13 protein-coding genes are annotated in these 17,914 nt (G+C 70.0%); 6 read left to right on the top strand and 7 right to left on the bottom strand.

Annotated elements, in window-relative coordinates; genetic code table 11:
* Entirely contained in the window at nucleotides 1-1,668 is a 1,668-nt protein-coding gene (locus ABRP24_RS02475; protein WP_027466747.1) for a GspE/PulE family protein, read from the bottom strand.
* A 401-nt stretch (nucleotides 1,669-2,069) separates the two neighbouring features.
* Here ABRP24_RS02475 and ABRP24_RS02480 point away from each other — a divergent pair, with 401 nt between their 5' ends.
* Nucleotides 2,070-2,465 carry a VOC family protein gene (locus ABRP24_RS02480; RefSeq protein ID WP_071245506.1) on the top strand — a complete coding sequence of 132 codons (396 nt, stop codon included), beginning with the start codon at nucleotides 2,070-2,072 and terminating at the stop codon, nucleotides 2,463-2,465.
* A 129-nt stretch (nucleotides 2,466-2,594) separates the two neighbouring features.
* Here ABRP24_RS02480 and rpoC read toward each other — a convergent pair whose 3' ends face one another.
* The 6 genes from rpoC to ABRP24_RS02510 form a co-directional block, all read right to left on the bottom strand.
* On the bottom strand, nucleotides 2,595-6,476 hold the full coding sequence (gene rpoC, locus ABRP24_RS02485; RefSeq protein WP_349847669.1) for a DNA-directed RNA polymerase subunit beta': 3,882 nt from the start codon (nucleotides 6,474-6,476) through the stop codon (nucleotides 2,595-2,597).
* A 44-nt stretch (nucleotides 6,477-6,520) separates the two neighbouring features.
* Nucleotides 6,521-10,009 (bottom strand): DNA-directed RNA polymerase subunit beta, encoded by a 3,489-nt coding sequence (rpoB, locus tag ABRP24_RS02490; RefSeq protein WP_349847668.1) that lies wholly within the window; start codon nucleotides 10,007-10,009, stop codon nucleotides 6,521-6,523.
* 401 nt (nucleotides 10,010-10,410) lie between these two features.
* A complete protein-coding gene (locus ABRP24_RS02495; protein WP_349847667.1) occupies nucleotides 10,411-11,046 on the bottom strand; it encodes a hypothetical protein in 636 nt (211 codons plus the stop codon).
* A 332-nt stretch (nucleotides 11,047-11,378) separates the two neighbouring features.
* Nucleotides 11,379-12,074: a response regulator transcription factor gene (locus tag ABRP24_RS02500; RefSeq protein ID WP_301566027.1), complete on the bottom strand. Its 696-nt coding sequence runs from the start codon at nucleotides 12,072-12,074 to the stop codon at nucleotides 11,379-11,381.
* Nucleotides 12,071-13,285, bottom strand: coding sequence for a histidine kinase (locus ABRP24_RS02505; protein WP_349847666.1), 1,215 nt, complete (start codon nucleotides 13,283-13,285; stop codon nucleotides 12,071-12,073). Before ABRP24_RS02505 ends, ABRP24_RS02500 begins: the two co-directional genes overlap by 4 nt.
* The gene (locus ABRP24_RS02510; protein ID WP_071245515.1) at nucleotides 13,282-13,803 is read right to left on the bottom strand and encodes a hypothetical protein; all 522 of its coding nucleotides are present in this window, start codon (nucleotides 13,801-13,803) and stop codon (nucleotides 13,282-13,284) included. Before ABRP24_RS02510 ends, ABRP24_RS02505 begins: the two co-directional genes overlap by 4 nt.
* A gap of 131 nt (nucleotides 13,804-13,934) precedes the next feature.
* Between ABRP24_RS02510 and ABRP24_RS02515 the strand changes: the two genes are divergently transcribed.
* The 5 genes from ABRP24_RS02515 to ABRP24_RS02535 all read left to right on the top strand — a co-directional run bounded on the left by ABRP24_RS02515 (nucleotide 13,935) and on the right by ABRP24_RS02535 (nucleotide 17,849).
* Nucleotides 13,935-14,777, top strand: coding sequence for a spermidine synthase (locus ABRP24_RS02515; RefSeq protein ID WP_071245518.1), 843 nt, complete (start codon nucleotides 13,935-13,937; stop codon nucleotides 14,775-14,777).
* A 108-nt stretch (nucleotides 14,778-14,885) separates the two neighbouring features.
* Nucleotides 14,886-15,644: a DUF4064 domain-containing protein gene (locus tag ABRP24_RS02520; protein ID WP_349847665.1), complete on the top strand. Its 759-nt coding sequence runs from the start codon at nucleotides 14,886-14,888 to the stop codon at nucleotides 15,642-15,644.
* A 143-nt stretch (nucleotides 15,645-15,787) separates the two neighbouring features.
* The gene (locus ABRP24_RS02525) at nucleotides 15,788-16,618 is read left to right on the top strand and encodes a hypothetical protein (RefSeq protein WP_111056561.1); all 831 of its coding nucleotides are present in this window, start codon (nucleotides 15,788-15,790) and stop codon (nucleotides 16,616-16,618) included.
* Nucleotides 16,615-17,106 (top strand): SprT-like domain-containing protein, encoded by a 492-nt coding sequence (locus ABRP24_RS02530; protein ID WP_349847664.1) that lies wholly within the window; start codon nucleotides 16,615-16,617, stop codon nucleotides 17,104-17,106. The genes ABRP24_RS02525 and ABRP24_RS02530 overlap by 4 nt, the downstream gene beginning before the upstream one ends.
* Before the next feature lie 47 nt (nucleotides 17,107-17,153).
* Entirely contained in the window at nucleotides 17,154-17,849 is a 696-nt protein-coding gene (locus ABRP24_RS02535) for a CGNR zinc finger domain-containing protein (RefSeq protein WP_027466753.1), read from the top strand.
* The last annotated feature ends 65 nt before the right edge of the window (nucleotides 17,850-17,914 follow it).

The raw sequence follows: 17,914 nt of genomic DNA on the forward strand, positions 1-17,914 counted from the left end.
TCACGCGACGACGCGCAGGATCTCGTCGACGCTCGTCATGCCGAGCTTGACCTTCTCGAAGCCGTCCTGGCGGAGCGTGAGCATGCCCTGCTGCTGGGCGACGCGGCTGATCTCCGCGCTCGAGGCGCGACCGACGGCGAGCCGCTCGATCTCCTCGGTGACGGTCATGACCTCGTGCAGGGCGATGCGGCCGCGGTAGCCGGTGTTCGAGCACACCGCGCAGCCGACGGGGGCGAAGAACGCGGGCATCTCGTCGCCGGGGGCCAGGAACCCGAGTGCCCGGAGCTGCTCGATCTCGTACACGGCGGGCGCCTTGCACCGGTCGCACAGCCGGCGGGCGAGTCGCTGGGCGACGACGGAGTCGAGGGCGGACCCGACCAGGAACGGCTCGATGTCCATCTCGGTCAGGCGGGTCACGGCCGACGGAGCGTCGTTGGTGTGCAGGGTCGAGAGCACGAGGTGCCCGGTGAGGGACGCCTCGATCGCGATCTGCGCGGTCTCGTGGTCGCGGATCTCACCGAGCAGCACGACGTCGGGGTCGGACCGGAGGATCGAGCGGAGCGCGGACGCGAACGTCAGGCCGGCCTTCGGGTTGACCTGCACCTGGTTGATGCCGGCCATCCGGTACTCGACCGGGTCCTCGACCGTGATGACGTTGATCTCGGGCTTCGCCACGGCGTTGAGGGTCGTGTACAGCGTCGTCGACTTGCCCGAACCGGTGGGACCGGTGACCAGGATCATGCCGTACGGCTTCGAGTAGGACCGCTGGTACGCCTGGAAGTTCTGCTCGAGGAGGTTGAGGTCCTTGAGGGTCAGCGAGGTGTTCGTGTTGTCGAGGATACGCATGACGACCTTCTCGCCCCACACGGTGGGCAGCGTCGCGACGCGGAGGTCGATCTGCCGGCCGCCGTGGCGCACGGACATGCGGCCGTCCTGCGGCTTGCGGCGCTCTGCGATGTCGATGTCGCTCATGATCTTCAGGCGGCTGATCACGCCGTTCTGGATGTTCTTCGGCGCCGGCGCCATCTCGTGCAGCACGCCGTCGATGCGGTACCGGATCCGGACCTCGTGCTCGCCGGGCTCGATGTGGATGTCGGATGCGTGGTCCTGGATGGCCTGCGACACGAGCAGGTTCACGAAGCGGACGATCGGCACGTCGTCGAGGGCGCCGTCGGCGATGTCGACCTGCGCCTTCGAGGTCGTCGACGCTTCTTCTTCGAGCGACGACGTCAGGTCGTTCAGCTCGTCGTCGGCGCGCAGGTACCGGTCGAGGGCAGCGACGAGGTCACGCTCCTCGACCTGCAGCGGCTTGATCGCCCGGCCGGACGCCGTCCGGGCGTCGTCGATGGCGAGCACGTTCGTGGGGTTCACCATCGCGAGGATGAGCAGGTCGCCCTCGAACCCGACACCGAGCACGCCGTGGCGACGGCACAGTGCCGCCGGCAGGATCGACACCGCGGTGCCGTCGACGGGGTAGTCGCTCAGCGGCACGGTGCGGGAGTTGTTCGACGCGGCCCGGGCGGTGATGAACTGGGCCTCGCTCACGACGCCCTGGTCGACCAGGCCGCGGATGGCGCGCTCGTCGAGGTCCTCGTCACCCGTCATCGCATCGAGGTGCTCGATCGGCAGGGCGCCGTTCAGGATGAGGATCTCGGACAGGGTCGCCATGAGTCCCGTGCCTCCTTGGACTCGCGCACGGCGAGACGTCGTCGGGTGATGCGCCACCAGGGATGTGGCGCCCGACCACGCTACTTCTGGGGCCCTCGCCGACCGCAGTCCCAGAAAGAGGGGGCGGAGGGGGTCCGGTTGCACCCAGAACTGGGGTCCACGACCGGTTCGGCCCCGGTCCGGGGGACGTGCGCGCCGGGTCGCGGCGGTCGATGGTGGGTGCATGTCCGCCAGCCTCCCGGACCCCGCACCGATCGCGGAGTTAAGGCGAGCAGTCCGTGGAGAACGTCGGCGTCACACGGGGGTGTGGAGGAACAAGGCCACCGACCGTCGCGGGCCGGACAGCGCGGCACCGCGGAATCCCTCTCGACGCGCGCCCCCACCCGGGCACATGATGAGTCATGGACATCACGAGCGTGACCGTGGGGTTGCCCGTCAGCGACATCGAGGCGTCCTGCCTCTGGTACGGCGCGGTCTTCGAGCGCACCGAGCCGGACCTCGAGCCCGAGGACGGCGTCGCCGAGTACGAGGTCGGCGGCATCTGGATCCAGCTCTACGTCGACGAACAGGCCGAGGAGAACCCGGTCAGCGTCCGCTTCGGCGTCGACGACGTCGCCGCGCAGCACGCACGCATCGGCGCGCTGGGCATCGACATCGGCCCCGTCGAGTGCGTCGACGGGGCGGTCGACTGGTTCGACGTCCGCGACCCCGACGGCAACGTGCTGAGCCTGTTCTCGCTGGTCGACGAGACCGGTCGCGGTTCCGGCCGCGACAACGGCGCGGGCCGCGCGCTCTAGCCGCGACCCCACGGCGGACGGGAGGCCCGTGGCGGCCCCGCACCGCGCCTCCAGGCCGTCACGTGGTGACGACACGACGAAGGCCCCGCCTCCTTGCGGAGACGGGGCCTTCGTGGGATCACATCAGGCTCAGTTGTACGTGCCCGGCGTGAAGTCGTCCGACGAGAAGCTGTCGAAGTCGACGAAGCTCAGGTCGGCGTCCGAGAACGACGAGTCGTCAGCGAAGATGCGGTTGGGGTACCGCTCCGCCTTCGCCTCTTCGGTCGCGTTCACGTCCACGTCACGGTACCGGCTGAGGCCCGTCCCGGCGGGGATGAGCTTACCGATGATGACGTTCTCCTTGAGGCCGACGAGGTGGTCCTGCTTGCCCTCCATGGCCGCCTGCGTGAGCACGCGGGTGGTCTCCTGGAAGGAAGCGGCGGACAGCCACGACTCGGTCGCGAGGGACGCCTTCGTGATGCCCATGACCTCCTGGCGAGCCGAGGCGGTCTTGCGACCCTCCTGCAGCGCCGCACGGTTCAGCGCGTTGTAGCGCGACCGGTCGACGAGCTCACCCGGCAGCAGGTCGGTGTCGCCGTGGTCGACGACGGTGACCTTGCGGAGCATCTGGCGGACGATGACCTCGATGTGCTTGTCGTGGATCGGCACACCCTGCGAGCCGTAGACGTCCTGCACACCGTTGACCAGGTGCTTCTGGACCTCTCGGACACCCTTGACCCGGAGGACTTCCTTCGGGTCGACGGTGCCGGCGATGAACTGCTCGCCGAGCTCGACGTGCTGGTTGTCCTCGATGAGGAGCGTCGCACGCTTGAGCACCGGGTAGATGAACGGCTCGTCGCCGTTGTCCGGCGTGAGGATGATCCGACGACCCTTGTCCGTGTCCTCGACCACGACGCGGCCGGGGGCCTCGGCGATCGGGGACGCGCCCTTGGGGGTACGCGCCTCGAAGAGCTCCGTGACACGCGGCAGACCCTGGGTGATGTCGTCGGCCGAGGCCGAACCACCCGTGTGGAAGGTACGCATCGTCAGCTGGGTACCGGGCTCACCGATGGACTGGGCGGCGATGATGCCGACCGCCTCGCCGATGTCGACGAGGTTGCCCGTGGCGAGCGAACGGCCGTAGCACTTCGCGCAGACACCGACGGCGGACTCGCAGGTCAGGACCGAGCGCACCTTGATGCTCTCGACACCGGCTGCCAGCAGCTTCTCGAGGAGCACGTCACCGACGTCCTCACCGGCTTCGGCCACGACCGTGCCCTGTGCGTCCACGGCCTCGGTGGCCAGGGTGCGGGAGTACACGGTGTTCTCGACGCGCGGGTCGCGGACGAGCTTGCCGTCGGCGTCCACGGTCGCGATCGGCAGCTCGAGGCCACGCGTCGTGCCGCAGTCGTCCTCGCGGATGATGACGTCCTGCGAGACGTCCACGAGACGACGGGTGAGGTACCCGGAGTCCGCGGTACGGAGCGCGGTGTCGGCAAGACCCTTACGAGCACCGTGGGTGGCGATGAAGTACTCCGCCACGGTCAGGCCCTCGCGGTACGAGTTGATGATCGGGCGGGCGATGATCTCGCCCTTCGGGTTGTTCACCAGACCACGCATACCGGCGATGTTGCGGACCTGGAGCCAGTTACCACGAGCACCGGACGACACCATGCGGTTGATGGTGTTGTCGACCGGGAAGTTGTCGCGCATCTCCTGCGCGATCTCGTTCGTGGCCTCGGTCCAGATCTTGATCAGGTCGGCGCGACGCTCGGAGTCGGTGATCAGACCCTTGTCGAACTCGCCCTGCACCTTGGCGGCCTGGATCTCGTAGCCCGCGATGATCTCCTTCTTGCGAGGAGGCGTCACGACGTCCGACAGGGCGACGGTCACACCGGAGCGGGTGCCCCAGTAGAAGCCGGCGTCCTTGATCCGGTCCAGCGCAGCGGCCGTCTCGGTCTTGGAGTAGCGCTCGGCGAGGTCGTTGACGATCGCGGAGAGCACGCCCTTGTCCGTGACCTTCTGGACGAACGGGTAGTTCGCCGGCAGGGTCTCGTTGAAGAGCGCACGGCCCAGGGTCGTCTCGAGCAGTACGGTGTCGCCCTGCTCGTAGCCCTCGGGTGCTTCACCCTCGGCGAAGTGGACACCCGTCATGCGGATCTTCACCATCGCGTTGAGGTGCAGCGTGTGCTGGTCGTTCGCCAGGATCGCCTCGGCCACCGACGAGAACGCACGGCCCTCGCCCACGGCGCCCTCGCGGACGGTCGTGAGGTGGTGCAGACCGATGATCATGTCCTGTGCGGGCAGGGTCACCGGGCGGCCGTCGGACGGCTTCAGGATGTTGTTCGAGGCGAGCATCAGGATGCGGGCCTCGGCCTGGGCCTCGACCGACAGCGGCAGGTGCACGGCCATCTGGTCGCCGTCGAAGTCCGCGTTGAACGCAGCACAGACGAGCGGGTGGAGCTGGATGGCCTTGCCCTCGACGAGCTGCGGCTCGAACGCCTGGATGCCCAGACGGTGCAGCGTCGGCGCACGGTTCAGCAGGACGGGGCGCTCGCGGATGATCTCCTCGAGCACGTCCCACACCTGCGGACGCGAACGCTCGACCATGCGCTTGGCCGACTTGATGTTCTGCGCGTGCGACAGGTCGATGAGGCGCTTGATCACGAACGGCTTGAAGAGCTCGAGCGCCATCTGCTTGGGCAGACCGCACTGGTGCAGCTTCAGCTGCGGGCCGACGATGATGACCGAACGGCCCGAGTAGTCGACGCGCTTGCCGAGCAGGTTCTGGCGGAAACGACCCTGCTTGCCCTTGAGCATGTCGCTCAGGGACTTCAGGGCGCGGTTGCCGGTACCCGTGACCGGACGTCCACGACGACCGTTGTCGAACAGCGCGTCGACCGCTTCCTGCAGCATGCGCTTCTCGTTGTTCACGATGATCTCGGGGGCACCGAGGTCGAGCAGGCGGCGGAGACGGTTGTTGCGGTTGATCACACGACGGTAGAGGTCGTTGAGGTCCGACGTGGCGAAACGGCCACCGTCGAGCTGCACCATCGGGCGCAGCTCCGGCGGGATGACCGGCACGACGCCGAGCACCATCGCGGCCGGCGAGTTGCCGGTGGCGAGGAAGGAGCTGACGACGCGCAGACGCTTGATCGCGCGGATCTTCTTCTGGCCCTTGCCCTCGGCGATCTGCAGACGCAGTGCCTCGGCCTCGGCGGCCAGGTCGAACGCCTCGAGCCGGAGCTTGATCGCCTCGGCGCCCATGTAGGCGTCGAAGTAGATCCCGAACCGGTCCTGGAGCTCGTGGAAGACGGCGTCCTCGGGCTTGAGGTCGCCCACCTTGAGGTTGCGGAAGTCCTCCCACACACGCTCGAGACGGGTGATGTCCTCGTCGAACGACTTGCGGACCTGGGACATCTCCTTCTCGGCGGTGTCCTTGGTGCGGCGCTTGACGTCGGCCTTCGCACCCTCTTCCTCAAGGGCTGCGAGGTCGTCCTCGAGCCTCTTGAGGCGGTCGGCGATGATCGAGTCGCGCTGGCCCTCGAGGGTCTTGATCTCGAGACGCATCTCGTTCTCGAGACCCGGCATGTCCGCGTGACGGCCCTCTTCATCGATGTCGATGATCATGTACGCCGCGAAGTAGATGACCTTCTCGAGGTCCTTCGGCGCCATGTCGAGGAGGTACCCGAGGCGCGACGGGACGCCCTTGAAGTACCAGATGTGCGTGACGGGGGCAGCGAGCTCGATGTGGCCCATGCGCTCACGACGGACCGAGGACTTGGTGACCTCGACGCCGCAGCGCTCGCAGACGATGCCCTTGAACCGGACACGCTTGTACTTGCCGCAGGCGCACTCCCAGTCGCGGGAAGGACCGAAGATCTGCTCGCCGAACAGACCGTCCTTCTCGGGCTTCAGGGTGCGGTAGTTGATGGTCTCCGGCTTCTTGACCTCGCCGTACGACCACTGACGGATGTCCTCGGCGGTCGCGAGGCCGATCCGAATGGCGTCAAAGGAAGTTGCTTCGAGCAATGTTCTTCTCTCTTGCTGATTCAGGCTTCGATGTACGGGCGGGATCAGATGTCGTCGACAGAGGACGACTCGAACCGCGAGGAGATGTTGATGCCCAGCTCCTCCGCAGCGCGGAAGACCTCGTCATCGTTGTCGCGCAGGCTGACCGCCTGGCCGTCGGCCGAGAGGACCTCGACGTTCAGGCAGAGCGACTGCATCTCCTTCATGAGGACCTTGAAGGACTCGGGGATGCCGGGTTCCTGGATGTTCTCGCCCTTGACGATCGCCTCGTAGACCTTCACGCGGCCGAGGATGTCGTCGGACTTGATCGTCAGGAGCTCCTGGAGGGCGTAGGCGGCGCCGTACGCTTCGAGCGCCCACACCTCCATCTCACCGAATCGCTGTCCACCGAACTGCGCCTTACCACCCAGCGGCTGCTGCGTGATCATCGAGTACGGACCGGTCGAACGCGCGTGGATCTTGTCGTCGACCAGGTGGTGCAGCTTGAGGATGTACATGTAGCCGACCGAGACGGGCTCCGGGAACGGCTCGCCGGAGCGGCCGTCGAAGAGCTGCGCCTTGCCGGACGAGCCGATCAGGCGCTCGCCGTCGCGGTTCGGGAGGGTCGAGTCGAGGAGGCCCTCGATCTCGCGCTCGTACGCACCGTCGAACACCGGGGTGGCGACCTTGGTGCCGGGCTCGGCGCTGTGCGCTGCCTCCGGCAGGTTCTCGGCCCAGTCCTGGATGCCCTCGACGTTCCAGCCCTGCTTGGCGAGCCACCCGAGGTGGATCTCGAGCACCTGGCCGAAGTTCATGCGGCCGGGGACGCCGAGCGGGTTGAGGACGATGTCGACGGGGGTGCCGTCGGCGAGGAACGGCATGTCCTCGACCGGAAGGATGGTCGAGATGACGCCCTTGTTGCCGTGACGACCGGCGAGCTTGTCACCCGCGGTGATCTTGCGCTTCTGGGCGATGTAGACGACCACGCGCTGGTTGACACCAGAGCCGAGCTCGTCGTCGCCGTCCTGCGAGTCGAACACCTTGACGCCGATGATCGTGCCCTCTTCACCGTGGGGCACCTTGAGCGAGGTGTCGCGGACTTCGCGCGACTTCTCGTTGAAGATGGCACGGAGCAGACGCTCCTCGGCGCTCAGCTCGGTCTCGCCCTTCGGCGTGACCTTGCCGACGAGGATGTCGCCGGGGCGGACCTCGGCACCGATGCGGATGATGCCGCGCTCGTCGAGGTCGGCCAGCAGGTCCGGGCTGACGTTGGGGAGGTCACGGGTGATCTCCTCCTTGCCGAGCTTGGTGTCGCGGGCGTCGACCTCGTACTCCTCGATGTGGATCGAGGAGAGCGTGTCGTCCTTGATGAGGTTCTGCGACAGGATCATCGCGTCCTCGTAGTTGTAGCCCTCCCACGGCATGAACGCGACGAGGAGGTTCTTGCCGAGCGCGAGCTCGCCGTTCTCCGTCGCGGGACCGTCGGCGATGACCTCGCCCTGCTCCACGCGCTCGCCTGCGGAGACGATGACGCGGTGGTTGTAGCTCGTGCCCTGGTTGGAGCGGTCGAACTTGCGCAGGTAGTAGGTCTGCGTGCCGCCCTCGTCGAGCTGCAGGGTGACGGCGTCGGCCGAGACCTCGGAGACGACACCGGCCTTGTCGGCGGTGACGACGTCGCCGGCGTCGATGGCCGTGTAGCCCTCCATGCCGGTGCCGACGAGCGGCGACTCGGAACGGAGCAGCGGGACGGCCTGACGCTGCATGTTCGCACCCATGAGGGCGCGGTTCGCGTCGTCGTGCTCGAGGAACGGGATGAGCGACGTCGCGACCGACACCATCTGGCGCGGGGAGACGTCCATGTAGTCGACCTCGTCCTTGGCGACGAGTTCGACCTCGCCACCCTTCTTGCGGACGAGCACCTTGTCGTCGGCGAAGTGGAAGTCGTTCGTCAGCGGGGCGTTGGCCTGCGCGACGACGAAGTCGTCCTCTTCCGAAGCGGTGAGGTAGTCGATGGTCTTCGTGACCTCGCCGTCGACGACGCGACGGTACGGGGTCTCGATGAAGCCGAAGGAGTTGATCCGACCGAACGACGCGAGCGAACCGATCAGGCCGATGTTCGGGCCTTCCGGGGTCTCGATCGGGCACATGCGGCCGTAGTGCGACGGGTGGACGTCACGGACCTCGACGCCGGCACGCTCACGGGACAGACCACCCGGGCCGAGGGCCGAGAGACGACGCTTGTGCGTCAGGCCCGCGAGCGGGTTGTTCTGGTCCATGAACTGCGACAGCTGGGACGTTCCGAAGAACTCCTTGATCGCGGCGACGACCGGACGCACGTTGATGAGCGTCTGGGGCGTGATCGCCTCGATGTCCTGCGTGGTCATGCGCTCGCGGACGACGCGCTCCATGCGGGACAGACCCGTGCGGACCTGGTTCTGGATGAGCTCGCCGACGGCGCGGATGCGACGGTTGCCGAAGTGGTCGATATCGTCCACGTCGAGGCGCAGCTGCACCGGCTCGCCGTCACGGACGCCGTCGATCGTGGTGCGCTCAGCGTGCAGCGACACCAGGTACTTGATCGTCGCGACGATGTCGTTGACGGTGAGCACCGAGTCGGACAGCGGGGCGTCCATGCCGAGCTTGCGGTTGACCTTGTAGCGGCCGACCTTCGCCAGGTCGTAACGCTTCGGGTTGAAGTAGAAGTTGTCGAGGAGCGCACGCGCGGCCTCGGCAGCGACCTGCTCGCCCGGACGGAGCTTGCGGTAGATGTCCTTGAGCGCCTCTTCCTTCGTGAGGACGGCGTCCTTCTCGAGGGTCGACTCGATCGACGCGAAGCCCTGGAACTCGTCCATGATCTCTTCGCTCGTCAGGCCGAGGGCCTTGAGGAAGACGGTCACGGACTGCTTGCGCTTGCGGTCGATGCGCACGCCCACCTGGTCGCGCTTGTCGATCTCGAACTCGAGCCAGGCACCACGCGACGGGATGATCCGCGCCGAGTAGATGTCCTTGTCGGAGGTCTTCTCCTGCTGGCGCTCGAAGTACACGCCGGGCGAACGGACGAGCTGCGACACGACGACGCGCTCGGTGCCGTTGATGATGAACGTGCCGCGTTCGGTCATGAGCGGGAAGTCGCCCATGAAGACCGTCTGCGTCTTGATCTCACCCGTCATGTGGTTCATGAACTCGGCGTTGACGTACAGCGGAGCGGCGTAGGTCTTGCCGCGCTCCTTGCAGTCGTCGATCGAGTACTTCGGGTCTTCGAGCTCCGGCGCGGTGAACGAGAGCTGCATGGTCTCGCCGAGGTCCTCGATCGGGGAGATCTCCTCGAAGATCTCCTCGAGCCCCGAGTGCAGCGCGAGGTCGGTACGACCCTGCTCCTGCCCTTCGGCGAGGCGGGCCTTCCAGACGTCGTTGCCGACGAGCCAGTCGAAGCTCTCCGTCTGGAGTGCGAGCAGATCAGGAACCGTGAGGGTGTCCGTGATCTTGGCGAACGAGAGTCGCGAGTGGTTGCGACCGTTCTTGGGGTTGGTGGATGCGTTGGGCGCAGCAGCCAAGGGTGTGACCTCCGGTAGGCCCCGTCGGGCCGACACTGACGAGCAGTGTGTAGGTGAGTGGATTGATCGCTCGGCGAACCCTGAGATGCAAGCCCTGCGACCACGCCGACGCGTGCCTGACGCGGAACGTCGGTGCACGTGTGGGATGATCTCCGTGAGCGGTACCCGCCGCCATATACGGGTCCGGCTGCACCAGGGCGAGATGAGTTTCTGTCTCAGAACTCTGCGTCGACCGCAATATGACGACACGGATGCCAGGGAGCGCGAACTGTCATCATAGTTCGCTCCGTGGCGCGCTGTCCAGTCCCGGCTTGACCGGATTCGGCAGTGGCGTGTATAAGCCGCCACACACCGCTTCCATTCCCGTGCTCAGCCGGGTCCGTGCTCAGCCGAGCCCCTGATCAACCGAGACGCTCGCGCTCGACGTGATCCGCGCCTCCCGGCCCGCCTGGCAGCCCGGCCAGCGCACGGAACGCGTCCTCCGGTCGACGCGTGCGGACGAACGTGACCCGGCCCCGGTCGTCCGTGAGCTCGATCCCGAGCCCCGGCGTGAGGATGAGCGCACGCACGCCGCGACGGATCCGCAGGCCGACACCGCCGTAGGTGGCCGCGTCCGCCTCGACCAGGCGGACGTCGGTGATCCGCCGGCGCGGGATGCGCCGCGGCGGGAGCGGACGGAAGTGCAGGGTCACGTGCCGCTCGGTGACGGTGAACCCGGCACGCGCGAGCAGGAGCAGCGCCCCGAGGGCGACGGCGAGCAGGGCCGGCACCAGCAGCGCGACCTCCGGCGCGTCCCCGGGCCAGCCGAGCACGGCGGCGGACAGGCCGGCGCCGCCGACGAGCAGCGCCGTGCCGACGACCCGCATCCAGGTGGGCGCCGTCTCGCGGTCGGCGTGGAACGGCAGGGAGGCGCGCGACGGCCGGGAAGCGCGGGTAGGTCGGGAGGCCCGGATCACCCGGGTGGGTCGGGTGCCGGCCCGGCGGGTGTCCGGGGTGGTGGAACGAGCGGTGGGCACGCTCATGGTGTCGGCGGTCATGACGGAGGTCTCCTGCGGCGGATCAGCAGTGGTGCACTCGTCATCGGGTGCGGTGCGTTCGACGGCCAGCGCGCGCGGGTGGCCGGAGGGGTGGCGCGCAGCAGCACGCCGACGACGCGCGCGCTCGAGCGGTGGGGGCGCTCACGGGCACGTCGTGGTCACGGTGTCCGGGCGGACGCGTGGTGTGTGGGGCACACACGCATCGACGCTCTGGCGTCGTGACGACAGTCGTCAACGGTACGCAACGAGTCTTGGCGTCCGCTGGTTGTCCATGTGTACGCATTCACGTGTCCGCGGTGCGTCGCCTGGGGACGACGGGGTGCTGCTGACGGTCAGCGCAGGACGCGGGCGACGGCCTCGGCGCGGGTCCGGACCCCGAGCTTCGCGAACACCTGGTTCACGTACGACTTCACGGTGGGGACCGTCAGGAACAGCTCGGCGGCGATCTGCGGGTTCGTCCGGCCGTCCGCGATCCGCTCGAGGACGTCCAGTTCGCGCGGGGTGAGATCCGGGAACCGGGCAGCGAGGGACCGGCCCGGATCAGCTCCCGCCGGCGCAGCGGAACCAGCAGCGGAACCAGCAGCGGCCCCGGCATCGGCACCAGCACCACCGGCGAGGCGCGCCACCAGCCGCGCCCCCACGGTCGCGTCGAAGGTCGACTGCCCGGCGGCCACCGCCCGCACCGCGGTCGCGATCTCCGCCCGCCCGGCGTCCTTCGTCAGGTAGCCGCGCGCTCCCGCCCGCAGCGCGGTGACGATGGAGTCGTCGTCGGCGTAGGTCGTCAGCACCAGGACCGCCACCCCGGGGTGCTCGGCGACGATCCGCGCGGTCGCGGTCGGCCCGTCGACCCTCGGCATCCGCAGGTCCATCAGGACGACGTCGGGCACGTACCGGTCGACGGCGGCGATCGCCTCGGCACCGTCCGCCGCCTGCCCGACGACCTGCAGGTCGGGCACGAGCGACAGCACCGTCACCAGGCCGTCGCGGACGATGGCCTGGTCGTCGACCACGAGCACCCGGATCGTCACGAGCGGTCGTCCTCGGCGACGCCCGGAGCGTCCGCGGTCTCCGCATCGACCGAACCGTCGACGGGCAGGTGCATGGCGACGACGAACTCGTCGTCGGAACGCTCGGCCTCCACCGTGGCCTCGCTGCCGAGTTCCGCGAACCGCTCGCGCATCCCGAGCAACCCCTGTCCACCGCTCGGCAGCGGGTTGGCCACGACGACGTCCACGGCGTCGCCGTCCCGGATCACCGACAGGGACACGGGGCGGCCGGGAGCGTGCCTGCGGGCGTTGCTGAGGGCCTCCCGGACGACCTGGACCACGGCGGCCCGGTGGGCGTCGTCGAGGACCGCGAGGGCCGCGTCGCCCTGCACGACGACCTCGCCGCCGAACGAGCGGTGCGCGTCGAGCAGGGCCGTCAGGCCCGACGCCTGATCGGCGGACGGACTGGAGGCACGGGTCGGCTCCGGCTGGTCGGGCTGCGGTTCGTCGCGGAGCGCGTGCACCGCACGCCGCGCCTCGGCCAGGCCGACCGCGGCCAGCGCGCGGGCATCGCCGGCTCGGCGGGTGGCCTCGTCGACGCGGCCGGCCTCGAGCAGGGCCTCGACCGCGTCGAGCTGCAGCACCAGGCCGCCGAGCGAGTGGGCGAGGACGTCGTGGATGTCCCGGGACGCCCGCGACCGGTCGGCGAGGAGCCGTGCGCGCTGCTGCTGCCGCTCGGTCTCGCGGGCCTGCGCCGTCGTGATCCGGACCTGCCGACGGCTGAATCCGACGAGCACGCCGAGCAGCAGCCCGCCGCTGACGCCGAGGACGAGCTGCACCGACGCCTGCTCGAGCGTCGCGGTGACGGCGACGACCACGACGGCGGCGAGCGCGGCGACCGCGGCCGTCCAGACCGGCAGGCGGAGGTCGGCGCCGAGGACGACGAGCCCGACGATCACCGGGACGACCAGGAGCGAGTCGGTCGGCACCACGACGCAGGATCCGGCGGCGGTCATCACGCCGGCTGCGGCGACGAGCACGCGGGGCGTGCGTGCTCCTTCGCGGACGGCCCAGGCGGCGAGCGCCACGGCCCCGAGGACCCAGACCCACGCGGGGTGGTGGAGCAGGAGGCCGTTCCGGACGAACCAGAAGGCGACCACGGCGATCCCGACGGCGTTGAGTCCCCAGGAGAGCACCGAGCGGGACCGGACCCCGGCGGGGTCGGTCGGGTCCGGGTCGGTGGGCAGGCTCACCGGACCATCATGCCGCGGCGGGCGGCCTCCGACCGGTCGCCGCCGCGGGGGATGCGCTGGTCGACGACCAGGGCACGGGCGGCCCGGTTCAGGGCGAGCACGAGCAGGATCGTGCCGGTCGAGGTGAGCAGGTGCGCGCCGAGGTGGCCGCCGAGGACGTCGAGCCCGATGCGGGCGGCGATCAGGACGAGCCAGAGCGCGGCGCCGAGCCAGCCCGTGCGGGACTGCAGGGTGCGGCCCTTGGCGTCCGGCGTCGTGACGGTGCGGAACCGGGTCATGGCCCCCATCGCGAGGCCGACGCCGACGGTGAGCAGGGCCTCGAGGCCGAGGAACACGACGTCGGTGGTGGTGACGGTCGTCGTGGTCTGCGCGAGGACGACCACGCCGACGATCGCCATCACGAGCGGACCCCGCCAGATGCGCGCCGGGTCGAGGAACCGCCAGGTCGCCTGCCGGTACGCCAGGAGGCCGACGAGGGCGAGGCCGATGAGCACGTTCGCGAGGAGCTGGACCGACATGGTGTGCCTTTCGAGGTGGTCCGGCGGGGCGTTCCCGACCGGTGTGATCAGCCTCGTTCCGGGCGTCCCCCGGGCACACCAACCAGGGGTGGGGGCGCGGGTGGTGATCGCGGTGGTGTTCCATTGACGGCATGGCTGATGCGTTCGACGGGTTCCGGATCGGTGCGGGGTACTCGGTGGTGGAGCCGGACCGGCACCGACCGGGGTCCTTCACCCTGGTGGTGGACGGCACCCCGCAGTCGCACGTGGACCTCGAGGACCCGACCCACCTGGCGTTCGAGTACATCCGGCGGATCGGGCACGCGATCGACCTGCTGCCGGACGGCCCGATCACGGCACTGCACCTGGGCGCCGGCGCCCTCACCCTGCCCCGCTACGTCGCGGTGACCCGTCCGGGTTCGCGGCAGCAGGTGATCGAGCTCGAGCGTGACCTGGTCGAGCACGTGCGCGAGGCCCTGCCGTTCCCCCGTGGCGCGTCGATCCGGGTGCGGTACGGCGATGCCCGGGAGGTCCTCGGCAAGCTGCCCGCCGGGCTCCGCGGCACCGTGGACCTGGCGGTGGTGGACGTCTTCGGCGGTTCGCAGATCCCCGCACACGTGACGAGCGTCGAGTTCTACCGCGAGGTCGCCGCGTTCCTGTCGCCGACGGGCATCGTCGCGGTGAACGTGGCCGACGGCGCCGGGTTGGCTTTCGCCCGCGGGCAGGCGTCGACGCTGCAGTCGGTGCTGCCGTCGGTCGCGGCGGTGGCGGACACCGGGATGCTCAAGGGCCGGCGGTTCGGGAACATCGTGCTGCTCGGGTCGCCGACCGACCTGCCGGTGGCGGACATGCCGAGGCGGTACTCGTCCGACCCGATGCCGGCCAAGGTCGTGCACGGTGCGGAGCTCCGGTCGTTCATCGCCGGGGCGCCGATCGTCACGGACCAGACGGCGGTCGCGTCGCCGGAGCCGAACCGGAGCGTGTTCGGGGGCTGACGCCCGCCCACGGCGTCGCCGGGGACGGACTTCGGGCACTCGACGGGTCCGGCTGTCAGGATGGTCTGAACGACCGCGCAGCTGCGCGACCGAGCGATGGGAACCCTGATGACGAACGACGACCGGAACGACCAGGACCGGACGGGCGACGGCCAGGCGCCGCGCTGGGGCGACGCCCCGCAGCAGCAGCAGCCCGACGCCGATGCCCCGCGGTACGGCGAGCGGGTGGACCCGGCGCCGACCTCGACCCCGCAGTACGGCGAGCAGTACGGGCAGGGCCAGCAGCAGTACGGGCAGGGCGAGCAGCAGTACGGGCAGCAGCAGTACGGCCAGCCGTCGAGCACGCCGAGCTGGAACGACCAGCAGCGTCACGACCAGGGCCAGCACCACGACCAGCAGCCCTACGCCGCCGCGCCCGCGCACTCCGGTGCCCCGGCCTGGCAGAGCCACGACGAGCCGAAGCCCAAGAAGAAGAAGACCGTCGGCATCATCGCCTTCGTGCTCGGCCTGCTCGCGCTCGTGCTCGGCGTCGTCGGCGGCTACGTCATGGGTTCGGCCATCAGCAACAGCGGTGTGATCGACCAGATCACGCAGAACGGTTCGACGAACCTCACGCCCGAGCAGATGCAGAGCGAGGTCATGAGCGACCCGGACGTCCGCTCGCAGCTCGTGGGCGGCATCGCCGTGATCGGCATCGCCGCGTTCCTCGGGCTCTGGGCACTGGTGCAGGGGATCATCGCGGCCGTCGCCAAGCGCGGTCGTGTCTGGGGCATCCTGGCGATCGTCCTGGCGGTCGTCGCGACCATCGCGACGTTCGTCACCTACGCCGGCGTGGCCGCCGCCGGCGCGATGGGCGCCAACTCCTGATCGACCCCTCGACCGAACGGCCCGTCGCGCTCCGGCACGGCGGGCCGTTCGTCGTCCCGGGGGTACGCGCCCACGCCTGCACCCGCGCAACCTGAGCGCGTCGCACCGACCGCTCCCGGGAGACCGCGGCTACCCTCGAACCGATGTCCCTCCCGCCCGACGACCGCCAGCAGCCCGACCTGTCCGACCGTTCCCGTGAACCGCGCCACGCGGCTCCCGTGACGGCCGGAGTCAGCCCGGGCAGCACCTTCGCGCCCATCAGCCTGCGACCCGCGGTCGACGTCGACGCCGTGCACCAGCGGCTCCGTGACCTCGGTCAGAGCCGCAGCACCGACGCCCTCGCCGAACGGGCCGAGCTCCTCCGCCTGCTCGGCCGTCTGGACGAGTCGCTCGTGATCGCCGAAGAGGTGTTCCGCCTCGCGATGTTCACCGGGGAGCGCCAGGACAAGGTCGCCGCGCGGATCCGTCGTGCGCACGTCCTGCACGACCTCGGCCGGCATGACCGCGCCGCCGCCGAGGCCGCCATGGCCCGCGACACCGCCGCCACCGAGGAGTGGCCCGAGCTCGAGGGCGCCGCGGCCGAGATCGAGGGCTGGTCGCTGTTCGAGAACGACCGCTTCGACGAGGCCCGCGCCGCACTCTCGCGGGCGTACCAGGCCTTCCGGCAGGCCGGTGCGCCGTCCGAGCGCACCGACGCGCTGCGCACCGCGGTCGAGGCCGCCATGCGGGCATCGATCACGAACCCGGCGGAACCGTCCGACCGGCCCCGGACGGCCCGCGAGGTCGCCGCCCGCCGCGCCGAGGACGACGAACCCACGACCCGCGTCGCCGAGCCGGTGAAGCAGGTCCCGCCGATCCGCCGGCGCGTGCTCGGTGCGCCCGACGCCGCCCGGACCGAGGCCGACGACATCTGGGGCCGGATCGCGGCCCGGGCAGCGAAGAAGGGCCAGGCCGACCCGCGTTCCGAGCAGTGACCGCGCTCGAGACCGTCCGGCTCCGCGCCGAAGCGATCATCGCCGAACACCTCGGCGCCGGGACGTGGGCGTTCGGGTTCGACCACGCCAAGACCCGCGCGGGTCAGTGCGACTTCGCGCGGAAGCGGATCACGGTGAGCCGCCACCTGGCCACCCGGTTCTCCGACGACGACGTCGAACAGGTCCTGCTGCACGAGGTCGCGCACGCCCTCGCCGGCGCCCGGGCGGCACACGGACCGAAGTGGAAGCGCACGGCCGCGTCGATCGGGTACACGGGTTCCCGGCTGCACGACGGGCCGATCGCCAGCGAGCTCGCCCCCTGGATCGGCACCTGCCCCGCGGGACACGAGCACTTCCGGTACCGCACGCCCACCCGTCCCCTGGCCTGCGCCCGCTGTTCCCGGCGGTTCGACGCCCGGAACGTCATCACGTGGCGGCGTCGGACCGCGGACGACGACGCGGCCACGATGGCGTCGACTACCGCATGAGGTGCCCGACGCACGGAGGCGCGCCGGTAACCCGTTAGCCTGGGCGGATGCACACGGGGCAGCACATCCGCACGGACGCCGGTTCCTCCTGGTTCTTCGACGCCGGACGGATCGCGCTCGACTTCGCGCACACGGGTGGCTTCGCCGACGACCCCACCGGACGCCGACCGCGGTCGCAGCTCGGGGAGCTGCTCGCGAGCCCGGCCGACCTGGACGAGTGGCTCAGCGAGCACACCGAGCCGATCGACGTCGGTGCCAGTGCCCGCGAGCTGCAGGACGCCCGTGCCCTGCGTGCCGCGATCGCCCGGCTCGCCGTGGCTGCCGCCCCCGCGCCGGCGAGCACCGCCGCGGAGCGCACCGCCGTGGCGGCGGGCCTGCGTGCCGGAGCCGGCCGCACGCGCCCCGCGCCCGACGACATCGACACCGTCAACCTGTTCGCCGCCCTGCCGGACGTGCCCCCGAGCCTCCCGGGTGGCCGACGCCGCGCCGGAGCGAACCGGGTCCGCCTGGCGCAGGCCCTGTCGAGCGTCGCGCGCGACGCCGTCGCGCTCTTCACCGAGGTCGGCTTCGACGACGTCGAGGCCGACGGCCGGCCGACGCGCCTGAGCCGGTGCTCGGCCGAGGACTGCGGCCTGGTGTTCTACGACTCGTCGCGCGGTGGGACCCGTCGCTGGTGCTCGATGCAGCGGTGCGGCAACCGGGCGAAGGTCCGGGCGCACCGCGCTCGCCGCGCCGCCGAGTGAGCCCGAGCAGACACCTTCCTCTCGTCGTCCGGGAGGGCTCGAGTCGCGACACCCCGCTCACCTCC

This window comes from Curtobacterium sp. WHRI 8282, assembly GCF_040223925.2.
Taxonomy (GTDB): Bacteria; Actinomycetota; Actinomycetes; order Actinomycetales; family Microbacteriaceae; genus Curtobacterium; species Curtobacterium flaccumfaciens.